The organism is Pyxidicoccus fallax (assembly GCF_012933655.1).
Lineage (GTDB): Bacteria > Myxococcota > Myxococcia > Myxococcales > Myxococcaceae > Myxococcus > Myxococcus fallax.
The window spans coordinates 1-11,275 of record NZ_JABBJJ010000383.1; the positions used below are offsets into that span (position 1 = coordinate 1).

General features: G+C 69.3%; 12 protein-coding genes. 7 read left to right on the top strand and 5 right to left on the bottom strand.

Translation table 11 applies throughout. The annotated features are described in order from the left end of the window. Both HG543_RS45620 and HG543_RS45625 read left to right on the top strand, forming a co-directional pair. A partial coding sequence (locus HG543_RS45620) for a hypothetical protein (protein WP_246357766.1) occupies window positions 1–1,390 on the top strand: 1,390 nt, incomplete at its 5' end. 306 nt (window positions 1,391–1,696) lie between these two features. Further along, on the top strand, window positions 1,697–4,225 hold the full coding sequence (locus tag HG543_RS45625) for a sodium-translocating pyrophosphatase (RefSeq protein ID WP_169351248.1): 2,529 nt from the start codon (window positions 1,697–1,699) through the stop codon (window positions 4,223–4,225). A 69-nt stretch (window positions 4,226–4,294) separates the two neighbouring features. Here the strand turns inward: HG543_RS45625 and HG543_RS45630 are convergent, their stop codons facing one another. Both HG543_RS45630 and HG543_RS45635 read right to left on the bottom strand, forming a co-directional pair. Then, complete coding sequence (locus HG543_RS45630; protein WP_169351249.1) at window positions 4,295–4,615, bottom strand: transcriptional regulator; 321 nt, start codon at window positions 4,613–4,615, stop codon at window positions 4,295–4,297. Continuing rightward, window positions 4,612–5,166: an SPW repeat domain-containing protein gene (locus HG543_RS45635; protein ID WP_246357767.1), complete on the bottom strand. Its 555-nt coding sequence runs from the start codon at window positions 5,164–5,166 to the stop codon at window positions 4,612–4,614. Before HG543_RS45635 ends, HG543_RS45630 begins: the two co-directional genes overlap by 4 nt. A gap of 265 nt (window positions 5,167–5,431) precedes the next feature. Between HG543_RS45635 and HG543_RS45640 the strand changes: the two genes are divergently transcribed. The 3 genes from HG543_RS45640 to HG543_RS45650 all read left to right on the top strand — a co-directional run bounded on the left by HG543_RS45640 (window position 5,432) and on the right by HG543_RS45650 (window position 6,961). After that, a complete protein-coding gene (locus HG543_RS45640; protein WP_169351250.1) occupies window positions 5,432–5,635 on the top strand; it encodes a cold-shock protein in 204 nt (67 codons plus the stop codon). Between the two features lie 103 nt (window positions 5,636–5,738). Beyond that, window positions 5,739–6,305 (top strand): endonuclease dU, encoded by a 567-nt coding sequence (locus tag HG543_RS45645; protein ID WP_169351251.1) that lies wholly within the window; start codon window positions 5,739–5,741, stop codon window positions 6,303–6,305. Between the two features lie 245 nt (window positions 6,306–6,550). Next, complete coding sequence (locus HG543_RS45650; protein WP_246357768.1) at window positions 6,551–6,961, top strand: hypothetical protein; 411 nt, start codon at window positions 6,551–6,553, stop codon at window positions 6,959–6,961. Window positions 6,962–7,526: 565 nt separating this feature from the next. Here HG543_RS45650 and HG543_RS45655 read toward each other — a convergent pair. From HG543_RS45655 to HG543_RS45665, 3 genes are read right to left on the bottom strand one after another with little or no spacing between them, the layout of a single operon-like run. Continuing rightward, window positions 7,527–8,060, bottom strand: coding sequence for an NUDIX domain-containing protein (locus tag HG543_RS45655; protein WP_169351253.1), 534 nt, complete (start codon window positions 8,058–8,060; stop codon window positions 7,527–7,529). Between the two features lie 49 nt (window positions 8,061–8,109). Then, a complete protein-coding gene (locus HG543_RS45660) occupies window positions 8,110–8,601 on the bottom strand; it encodes a hypothetical protein (RefSeq protein WP_169351254.1) in 492 nt (163 codons plus the stop codon). Further along, window positions 8,582–9,139 carry a DUF2378 family protein gene (locus HG543_RS45665; RefSeq protein WP_169351255.1) on the bottom strand — a complete coding sequence of 186 codons (558 nt, stop codon included), beginning with the start codon at window positions 9,137–9,139 and terminating at the stop codon, window positions 8,582–8,584. The genes HG543_RS45660 and HG543_RS45665 overlap by 20 nt, the downstream gene beginning before the upstream one ends. 53 nt (window positions 9,140–9,192) lie before the next feature. Here HG543_RS45665 and HG543_RS45670 point away from each other — a divergent pair, with 53 nt between their 5' ends. Together HG543_RS45670 and HG543_RS45675 are read left to right on the top strand one after the other, a co-directional pair. Continuing rightward, window positions 9,193–9,945, top strand: coding sequence for a hypothetical protein (locus tag HG543_RS45670; RefSeq protein ID WP_171818962.1), 753 nt, complete (start codon window positions 9,193–9,195; stop codon window positions 9,943–9,945). Between the two features lie 906 nt (window positions 9,946–10,851). Next, window positions 10,852–11,275 (top strand): hypothetical protein (locus HG543_RS45675; protein ID WP_169351257.1); only part of this gene is annotated, 424 nt, incomplete at its 3' end.

Here is an 11,275-nt window from a genome sequence, read left to right on the forward strand (position 1 = left end):
GGGGATGGTGGGGCGAGGGTGGATTTTCGCGGTGTGCGCGACGGGAGGTCTCCTCGTGGGGTGCGGGGAGAAGGCGCATGCGTCACCGCGAGCTCCGGACCTGGAGGTAGCGGGGTCGGTCGCGGGCGAGGGCGAGGGTGTCATCACGTGGTCGCGGTCGCTGGTGCTGGGGGACAGCGAGGCGCCGCACATGGTGGTGGCCCCCGACGGGGACGTTCTCGTCGCGGCGACGTACCGGGAGCCTTTGGACCTCGGGGGAGGCCCCCTGCCCTTCAACCATTTATCGAAGACGCCGCACCTGATGGTGGCGCGCTTCTCCTCGGGCGGAGCCCTGCGCTGGGCGCACGGGCTGGTGCCGCACGAGGGGGCCACGCGCACGCGGGTGGGCGGGCTCGCCGTGGATGCCCGGGGCCAGGCGTGGCTCGGCGGCCTGTCGGCGGGCTTCACCCTGGGCGAGGCCCGGCTGCCGGAAGGCCCCTTCGTGGCGAGGCTGTCGCCCGGGGGCGCCGTGGAGCACGTGAAGGCCTTCCCGGGTGACGGCGCGCTCAACGTGCAGGCGCTGGCGGCGGACGGCACCGGCGGCGTGGTGCTGGTGGGAGACTTCACCGGGCGGCGGGACTTCGGGGACGCGGTGCGCGAGCCGCCTCCGGGGGAGCGCGCCGCCTTCACCGTGCGCTTGTCGGCGGACGGCAGGACGCACTGGAGCCGCAGCTGGAGCGCGGGCCCGGAGGGGCTGGTGACGGCCCGCGCCGTGGCGGTGGACCTCTTCGGCGGCATCCACGTGGCGGGCGCCTACGCGGGCTTCGTGTCCTTTGGCGGGCCCTCCTTCGTCACCGTGCGTCAGCGCACGCCCTTCGTCCTCAAGCTGACACCCGAGGGCGCTCACGCCTGGAGTCATGACCTGCGCGGCGCCGAGGGCACCGCCCATGCCGTCGCGGTGGGACGGGACAACGTCTTCGTGGGCGGCGACTTCACCGGCCGCTTCTACTTCCAGAGCAGGGCCCACGCCTCGGGCGGCTACCAGGGCTTCGTGGCCACGTGGGACTCGGAGGGCCGGCAGCGCTGGGCTCGCTCCTTCGACGCCACCGCGGCCACGCTGGCCACGGATGACGCGGGCCAGCTCACCCTGGCGGGCACCCATGACGGAGGGCTCGACCTGGGCCGCGGCGGCCGCGCGCCCGCGGGCGTGTACGTGGCCCGCCTCCTCCCGGACGACGGCGCCCCGGTCTGGGTGCGGAGCTTCACCCATCCCGTCGCGGCGCTGCCCCGCCGGCTGGCCGTGGACAACACCGGCCACCCCGTGATGACGGGCGCCCTGGCGCGCGCGCATCCCGCGGAAACCCCGTACCCGCGCGCCCAGGATGGTTTCCTCATCCGACTGAGACCCTGAGTCCGTCAAAGCTGGGCTCGGCTCTTGGGTGGGATTGACCCTGCTTTCCCCGGAAGGCAGGGTCAATGGCATATTCCTAACACTTCCCGAATTCGACTTCGGAGTCGCGTCCGTGTTATTCGCGGCTTTGCCTTCGTTGCGAGCGACTGGCGCGATGAAGGGCGAGGCTGTGCTGAAGCGCAGGCGCGCGGTGTTTTACGCTCGCAGGCGGCCAACCCCTCGACACCACTCCTTGTTTCCCCGATGGCGCACGGAGTCACTCTCCGTGTGTTTGGAAAACGAGTCTCTGTGAGGAGTTGCACCCCCATGACACGCACTGATTCGCGGTTGGATGTTCTCGAGAAGAGCACCACCGGCGGAGCCGCCAGGGTCCTCGGACTGCTGACGGCCTTCGTCGCCAGCGCCGCGCACGCCAGCGAAGCGGACCTCCGGTTGCCGGACTTCCGCTCCGCCACGTTCATCGGCGGCATCAATGGCCATGACCTGCTGCTGTCGGGCATCGCGGTCTGCGTCATCGGCCTGGTGTTCGGCTTCCTGCAGTACGCCAGCCTCAAGAAGCTGCCCGTGCACCGGGCGATGCTCGAGATTTCCGAGCTCATCTACGAGACCTGCAAGACGTACCTGATGACGCAGATGAAGTTCATCGGGATTCTGTGGGCGCTCATCGCGGTGGTGATGGTGGGCTACTTCGGCTTCCTGCGTCACATGGATGCCGGTCGCGTCCTCATCATCCTGTTCGCCAGTCTCGTGGGCATCGCGGGCTCGTGCGGCGTCGCGTGGTTCGGCATCCGCGTCAACACCTTCGCCAACAGCCGCACCGCCTTCGCGTCCCTGCGCGGCAAGCCCTACCCCACGTACGCCATTCCGCTGCAGGCCGGTATGTCCATCGGCATGGTGCTCATCAGCACCGAGCTGCTCTTGATGCTGGCCATCCTCCTGTTCATCCCGGCGGACTTCGCGGGCCCCTGCTTCATCGGCTTCGCCATCGGTGAGTCGCTGGGCGCGTCCGCGCTGCGCATCGCGGGCGGCATCTTCACCAAGATCGCCGACATCGGCTCGGACCTGATGAAGATTGTCTTCCGCATCAAGGAGGACGACGCGCGCAACCCGGGCGTCATCGCGGACTGCACCGGCGACAACGCGGGTGACAGCGTGGGCCCCTCGGCGGACGGCTTCGAGACCTACGGCGTGACGGGCGTGGCGCTCATCACCTTCATCCTGCTGGCGGTGGAGGCGCCCTTCCGCGTCCCGCTGCTCGTCTGGATTTTCATGATGCGCATCGTGATGGTGCTCGCCTCGCTGGCCGCCTACGGCCTGAACAACGTGGTCCAGTCCGCCAAGTACAAGAACGCGAGCCACATGAACTTCGAGCACCCGCTCACCGCGCTGGTGTGGCTGACGTCGCTCATCTCCGTGGCCCTGACGTTCGCGGTCAGCTACGTGCTCATCCCCAACCTGGGCGGTGACAGCACGCTGTGGTGGAAGCTGTCGGCCATCATCACCTGCGGCACGCTGGCCGGCGCCATCATCCCGGAGGCCATCAAGGTCTTCACCTCCACGGAGAGCCGCCACGTGCGCGAGGTCGTCACCTCCAGCCGCGAGGGTGGCGCGTCGCTCAACGTCATCTCCGGCCTCGTGGCGGGCAACTTCTCCGCGTACTGGATGGGCCTCATCATCGCCATCCTCATGGGCCTGGCCTTCTGGTTCTCCGGCGGCGGAATCTCCGGCGCGGGCGTGGGCCAGCTGATGATTGCCGCCCCGGTGTTCGCCTTCGGCCTCGTGGCCTTCGGCTTCCTGGGCATGGGCCCCGTCACCATCGCCGTGGACTCGTACGGCCCGGTGACGGACAACGCGCAGAGCGTGTACGAGCTGTCCCTCATCGAGAACGTCCCCAACGTGAAGGAAGAGGTCCAGAAGGACTTCGGCTTCACGCCGGACTTCGAGAAGGGCAAGGAGTACCTGGAGGAGAACGACGGCGCGGGCAACACCTTCAAGGCCACGGCGAAGCCGGTGCTCATCGGCACCGCGGTGGTGGGCGCCACGACGATGATCTTCTCCATCATCGTGATGCTGGTGGGCATCACCACCGGCGCCAACGACGAGCAGGTGCTCAACCCGGAGAAGGCGCAGTTCCTGTCCCTGCTGCACGCCCCCTTCCTGCTGGGCCTCATCACCGGCGGCGCCATCATCTACTGGTTCTCCGGCGCGTCCATGCAGGCGGTGTCCACCGGCGCCTACCGCGCGGTGGAGTTCATCAAGGCCAACATCAAGCTGGAGGGCGTGGAGAAGGCCAGTGTGAGTGACTCGAAGAAGGTGGTGCAGATCTGCACCCAGTACGCGCAGAAGGGGATGATCAACATCTTCCTCGCGGTGTTCTTCAGCACGCTCGCCTTCGCCTGCTTCGAGCCGTACTTCTTCGTGGGCTACCTCATCTCCATCGCGGTGTTCGGCCTGTATCAGGCCGTGTTCATGGCGAACGCCGGTGGCGCGTGGGACAACGCGAAGAAGCTGGTGGAGACGGAGCTGAAGGCCAAGGGCACGGACCTGCACGCGGCCACCGTCGTGGGCGACACCGTGGGCGACCCGTTCAAGGACACCTCGTCGGTGGCGCTCAACCCGGTCATCAAGTTCACCACCCTCTTCGGCCTGCTCGCCGTGGAGCTGGCGGTGGAGCTCGAGGCCGCCGGCCAGGGCTCGCTGACGCGCATCCTCTCGGCGGTGTTCTTCGCCCTGTCGATGGTGTTCGTGTACCAGAGCTTCTACGGCATGCGCATCGAGAGCCAGGGCGCGCCCGACGTGAAGCCCACCTCGTCGTCGGCGGTGAAGACGGCCTGAGCCGCCTCCACGCGTTCCCGACGTGAGACAGCGGCGGGGTGCCCACGAGGCGCCCCGCCGTTTGTCTTTTCAGCTGGTGACGCGGAAGGCCGGCGGGTCGATGCGCGTGGAGCGGCACTCCGGGCAGGAGCCCGGCCGCGAGAAGCGCTTCCTGTCCTTGAAGGTGAAGCCGCAGGAGATGCAGCTGGCCGGCAGCACCTCCAGCTTCAGGCCCTGGGCCTTGAGCGAGCGCTCCAGGTGGGCCAGGTGGTCGGCCACGTCCTTCTCGGAGATGCCCACCAGGGTGGACAGCTCCCTGGCGGTGAGGCCCGGCTCCGGCGCCGCGGTCAGCGCCTCCTCCAGCGCGCCGCGCACCGTGCTGCCACGCGCTGGAGGAACGGGAGCCTTCACGCGCCAATCGCCTCCGGGTCCGTCGCGAGCTCGCCGCCCAGGTGCATGCCCGTCTGGCAGCGGTAGTCCGTCACCAGCGAGGCCAGAATCGTCGTCAGGCCCACCACGACGTGCACCGCCGCGGCGATGGGGCTGCGCTTCGCGTAGCCCAGCACGAAGGGGGCGAGGATGGCCGCCGCCCCGTACGCGTAGTCCGCGATTTCGTGCGCCTCGATGGGGATGAGCTTCGTGAGGCTCAAGCGGTAGTCCGTCATCAGGGACACGCCGATGACGGAGGAGCCCAGCGCCAGCCCCGCCGCCTTCGCCACCGGGTCATCCGACAGCGCGCCCGCCAGCGCCGACAGGGTGCCGCCCTTGTAGTCGAGCACCGAGTGCACATCCTGCGGAATCCACCGGCGCACCGGCAGCTTCCCGAACAGCGGCCGCGACATGATTCCAGCAGCAGCGCTTTTATCCAGTGTGCGCCGCATCACCCGGCGCATGCCGTGCTCCGGGGCAGCGGGGGGCGGGGCGAGAGAGGTGTAGAGGTTCGGGGTCTGCGGCTCGGCCATGGCGGCGCTCCTTCCGGTCATCCGGTCGTGACGTTGCCGCCAAGGTAGCCACGCGGCCCATGACGCAGGGCGCCCGTGTCCTCGCCTGCCCGGGGCCCGGAGGCGGGAAACTTGTTTCATGAGGCCGCTGGCTCGGAGAGCAGGCGGGGGGGCTTCCACTCGGAGGCCCGCCCCGTGCAGACTATGGCCCGCAGTCAGGCCCTTCGGTTTCTGAGAGGGCGAAACACCGCGGCACGAGCCGCTCTGAAACGAGAGAACGCGATTCATGGCAACCGGTACCGTCAAGTGGTTCAACGATGCGAAGGGCTTTGGCTTCATCGTGCAGGACGGCGGCGGTGAGGACGTGTTCGTCCACCACACCGCAATCAACATGGATGGCTTCCGCACTCTGGCCGAGGGCCAGAAGGTGGAGTTCGAGGTCGGCCGCGGCCCCAAGGGCCTGCAGGCGCAGAACGTGCGTCCGGCCTGAGACGAGCCTCCTGTAGAACGTCCCGGAAGCCCGGTCTTGCGATGGCGAGGTCGGGCTTTCTCTTTTGCGGGCAGGGCCGCCGCTTTGCGAGGCTTGGAGCCCCATGCGCCTGCCCCGCCTGCCCCGAGTCATCGGCTTCGACGATGGACCCTTCGCCCGCCGTCCCGGCGCCGCCGTGCCGCTGGCGGGCGTGGTGTGCGGGGGCACGCGCTTCGAGGGACTCGTCTGGGGGCGCGTGCGCCGCGACGGGTGGAACGCCACGCGCGAGGTGTGCCGGCTCTTGGAGGGCGGCAAGTTCCTGCCCCAGCTGCACCTGGTGCTGCTGGACGGCATCGCCTTCGGTGGCTTCAACGTGGTGGACCTGCCGGAGCTGGCCGCGCGGCTGAAGAAGCCCTGCGTGGCGGTGATGCGGCGCCATCCGGATTTGGACGCGGTGGAGCGCGCGCTCCGGCGGCTGCCTCGCGCGGACGAGCGCTGGGCGAAGCTGAAGCGCGCGGGGCCCATCCATCAGCTCGGCGGCTTCACGTTTCAAGTCCAGGGCGCGGAGCCGGCCGAGGTGGCCGAGGCGCTGGCGCGGGTGACGGACCGGGGCAACGTGCCCGAGGCGCTCCGGCTGGCGCACCTCATCGGCTCGGCCGTCGTCACCGGCGAGAGCAGCCAGCGCGCGTAGACGGGACCGTCCACGTAGGGGCGGCTCACACCCCCGCATCAGGTATCACGCGAGGATTGCGCTGGCGCGGAACGCGGCTGCGCGGCGGCCGGAATGTTCCGTCCATTCGAGACTGCTCGGGCGCAATGCATTCCCACAATTCCAACCCGGCCAGAGCGCCTGGGGGTGGCGTGCAATTGCGTGTTTGTTTTTGTTAATCTTTGCCCCGCGGGGAGGGCGCACACATGTACGAAGTCAGCAATGACATGAATCGAAGGACCGTCACCGTCCGGCTGAGCGGGTTCATCCGGCCGAACGAGATGAAGGACTTCGCCACCGCCTATCGGAACGCGACGGATGCGTACGGAGGTGGCCGGCACCTGGTGCTCGCGGACATGCGGGGACTGAGGACGCTGGAGCCGGAGTCGGCGGCCATCTTCGGCGAGGTGGTGCTGTACGGGCGGCAGCACGGCTGCCAGATGTGCGCGCACGTGTCGGACTCGACCATCTCCCGGCTGCAGACGGCGCGGGTGGCGTCCGAGCAGTCTCCGGATGACGACATCACCGTGGACTGCGTCTCCGTGGACGAGGCGCACGTGCAGCTCGCCAAGACGCGGGCGCGCCTGTTCCTCGGGACGGAGCACACCGCGCCGCTCGCGCAGGCCGTGGGGCGCTGAGGGCGTCCGTGCTCCCTGCCCGGAGCGCGCAGCCTCCGGGTGGTGCGAATGACGTCCTCACGCACGGACTCATTCATGATGCGGTAGGCAATCGCACGAGGGTGGCTGAACGGAGGTCCGTTCGCCTTCGCGGTCACCCCAGTGCCCCTGCCCTCGCCCTTGTGTGCCTCCTTTGTGTGCCTCTATCGAGGAGCTGGACCCCCGCCGTCAGCGGTCGAGCGGTGTGACCGCCGCGCGGCTGACGAGGTCGGCGGGCTTCGCGGAATGGACGTTCCGCTCCAGGTAGGAGCAGCGCGGGGCCGGCGGGCCCGCGTGGAATGGACGTTCCGCTCCGGGCGGAGCGCCCCGGGGGCGGTACGCTTCGCGGAATGGACGTTCCGCTCCAGGCAGGAACGACTCAGGGCCAACAGGCTTCCGCGGAATGGACGTTCCGCTCCGGATGGTGCCACCCGAGGCCAGCGGGCTTCGCGGAATGGACGTTCCGTTCCGGGCGGGAGCGGCCCGAAGCCGGCGGGCTTCTCTGGACGTTTGCGTTGCGAGCCGACGGACTCGTCCCCGTCTTGGATCAACTCCGCCGGCGCTTCGCGTCCTCCAGGTAGGCGCGCACCAGCCCGGAGACGGGCAGCCGCAGGGCCGTGTCCAGGTCGATGAACCCGGCCCACGTCACCTCGCGGCGGTCGATGGTGAGCGGCGGCTCGGCATCCACGTCCATCTCCACGAAGTGGACGTGGTCATCCTTGTTCTCCTCGGAGCCCACCGTCTGGAAGACGGTGCGCAGGGAGCCCGGCGCCATCGTCACGCCGACCTCCTCGCGCAGCTCGCGCGCGCCGCACTCCTCGGGGGACTCGTCCCCGTGGTAGCCGCCGCCGGGCATGCTGAAGCGGCTCTTGTAGGAGTTCTGCACGAGCAGCACGCGCCCCGCGTGCCACACGCCCACGAAGACGCCGCGCGTCCGGGGCCGGCGTACGAACCAGTACACGCGCGCCAGCGTATAGGCGCCGCGGTACGCCACGCGGGCCAGCGGGTCCAGCAGGCGGTTCAGCCCCTCGGCACGGGGAAGCTCGGTTTCATGGACGGGGGGGACGTCGGGGCGGGACATGGGCCGCATCATGATGGACGCGAGGCCCCGCTGTCCCGTGGGGCCCTCTTCAGCGCCGCAGCTCCGCGGGCACCCTATCCAGCCAGCCCACCTCCAGCACGGCCCACAGCCCCAGCAGTATCGCCTCCGCGGCGTCGTGCCGCAGGGACGTGGGCTTCGCCGCGCCGGACCAGACGATGATGCGCCGGGCGAGCACGTCCGCCGCGTCCTTGGCCAGCGTGCCGCTGCGCTGCTCGCGCGCGTACAGGAGCTTCTCCCGCCAGTCCTCCGCCGCCACCCGCAGCACCGGCAGCGCGCGCCGCGACGCCTCGCGCTCCCACACGTCCGCCACCGGCCCTCCGCCCTCCAGCACCAGCCACGCCAGCGGCCCCACCCCGTGCAGCACCGAGGGCACCGCCCGCTTCAGCCGCGTCTGCGTCCCGAAGTTCTGCGAGCGGTACTCGCGCAGCCGGCCATCCCGCCCGTACAGCGCCAGCCCGGAGCGCAGCCCCAGGTCCACCGCGAGCAGCCGCGGCTCCGCTTCAGCCCCCGCGCCGCTCATTCCAGATGAGCCGGTAGGTGACGCACTCGTCGTCGAACTCCCGCACCTCCACCACCGGCTGCCGCGCGCCCGTGGCTCGCAGGCCGGCCAGCAGCGCGCCCCGGGTGAAGTAGCGGATGGGCCCCGCCTCGTTCATCCACAGGTCCACCTCCGTGGGTGACACGTCCTCCAGCCGCGTCTCCGTGTAGTTGTTGCCCGAGCGGAACATCTGCCGCGCCCGGCTCACTCCGCGCCGAGGGCCCAACAGCTGAATCACCCCGAAGGCCGCGCGCCCCAGCACCGTCTCCCGGTAGCCGTCCACCATCCGCTCGCCGAGCAGCCCGTAGCCCACCTCGTCCGGCACGTCCGGGTGCACCTCGCGCGCGGCCACCTGCACCGCCGAGCACCACGTCTCGAAGCTGTAGGCCGGCTGGAGCTTGCGGTCCAGGTCCACGCCCACCTTTCTCAAGCGCGCCCGGAGCACCGGAGTCACACGCCCCATCAGACCTCTCACGAAGAGGCCCTCCAGCGTGTGCTCGAAGACGAGCTTCTCGGGCATGCTCCGAGTCTATCCCGTTCCGCCCGCCGTTGCGGAATGAGGAAAGGAATCCCATGGGACTGCAAAGACAACTGGCTCGGGTGGCGATGGGCGCGACGCCGCTGCCGGGCAAGACGAACTTCCTGGAAGAACTGGGAATCCCCACGCCAGTGCCGACGGTGCCGGGCTCGATTGGGGCGGTGGCGCACGAGCCGTTCCTCGCCTTCGACCTGAAGCGGATGTTCGACCTGCTGGTGGCCTTCACCATCGGCGACTTCCCGAGCGGCGCGGGGTGCTCGGACTACTTCAATCCGCGCAGCCCCTGGTACAACGTCTTCTACGGCGCCTACGGCGTGCGCTCGTACAAGCGCGACGGCAACCCCTGGGGCTTCAAGCGCGACGGCCGGCCGGACGTGGACGAGATGCTGGAAGTGCCTCGGCTGGACTACAACTTCCTCACGGCCGGCGAGCTGGGGTGTCCCCCCGCGAAGATGAGCTTCGAGGTGCGGGAGGTGACGTCGGGCCGCGAGGGCGCGTGGCAGTTCGCGGACGTGGCCTGCATCATCCCCAGTGGGCTGCACCGCGTGGAGGAAGCGCTGCTGCCGGACCTCACGTACTACGCGGTGTTCGGCGTGCCCGAGGAGGACTACCTCGCCGGCGGCCGGGAGAGCTACGAGCCGGTGGCCATGCGCGGGCGCATGTACTGGCGCCCCGTGGCCGAGCGCCTGACGCTCGTCTGGGGCGGCCTGTGCCCGGATACCGCCGAGGGACAGGCGCTCCTGCGCATCATCCTGGGGGCGCTGACGCCGCTGTATTCGCAGCGGTAGGTCGTTCCGCTCTTCCCGATATCCGGTGGCGCATCCTGCGTTGCAGGCGCAACCGTTGAACGGGAAGAGAGGAACCTCGATGCGCGGTGCGCTGGCAGGGCTGATGGTGCTCACGGCGGGCTGTGGCGGAGCGGTACGGACATGAGCCATGGCAGCGCGCGGGATGCGCGGATGGCGCGCGTCGTGATGAACGCGCGCTCGGCGCGGCCCAATGACTTGCATCTGGTGCTCGCGGGCAACGCGCACACGCGGCTGGTCGCGGAGGCGGCGTGGAGCGAGGACTCCGTGCCCATGTCGAAGCACCTGCTGGAGACGGTGCCGGACCTGAAGGTCTTCGAGGTGGGCTACGCACAGGGGCGGTGGTGGGGCTGCGACATCGAGGCGGAGGAGGTGGTGGTGTGCAACGTCATGGGCATCACCCCAGGCCCCCGGGTGGAGCTGGCCGCGACGGACCCGGCGCCCGTCATCCGGATGTTGCCGGAGCTGGACGACGGTGGGGGCTTTCACGGCTTTCTCAACGTGGGGGCATTGAGGATACCTTCAATCCCTATGTGGCCATGGCGGAAGTGCGGCTGTTCCCGGGCAACCCGGCACCGGCCATCTATAGGAACACAGCCATCGAGATGGCCTCCGCGATGGTGGCCGAGCACCGAGATGGAACACGCACCTACGTTCGCTACTTTCCCACGGGCGAGGTTCAGCAGTGGAGCACCACGCGTGGCACCTGGGTCACCCTCGGACGTTGCGCGCCCCGTGGGGCCGAAAGCCATGGCCGCACGCCCCGCTGCAGCGACGAACCCCTGCGATTGTTGCGCGAATAGACTCCAGTCACGGTCTGAGGCAAGCAAGGGCTGCTGCACTCGGCCCGCACCTCCCAGCAGGGTGCTGGACTCAGGAGAGAGAGAGATGCTCAAGGGGTGTGTGCTCGCGGTGCTCATCGCCGCACTTTCCGGATGTGCCGCGCGCGCCTCTACATGGAAGGGCAAGGTCGAGTGGCCGGACGAGCACTCCGCGCAGCTCGTCGGTCAACCCATGGAAGCAGGGGCTGCGATTGCGGCAGCAGCCGCGGTTCGCGAGCTGGTGAGGACGAACCCGTACCCCGACCTTTTCGCCGGCTGCTCCAGCCCAGAGCAGGGCTTGGACGTCGCCATCTTCAAGGGCCCAACACCGGGCCTGTACTTCGTGGTGCTGCACCAGCGCTTCAATCGGTGCGGTGGCCCCGCCGGTCGGGTGCTGGACTGGTGGCATGAATATGCCGTGACCCCGCAGGGAGAGGTGGTCGCCGAGGCTCCCCCTTATGGGGAAGAGTCAGCAGCCCCTACTTTCGCCC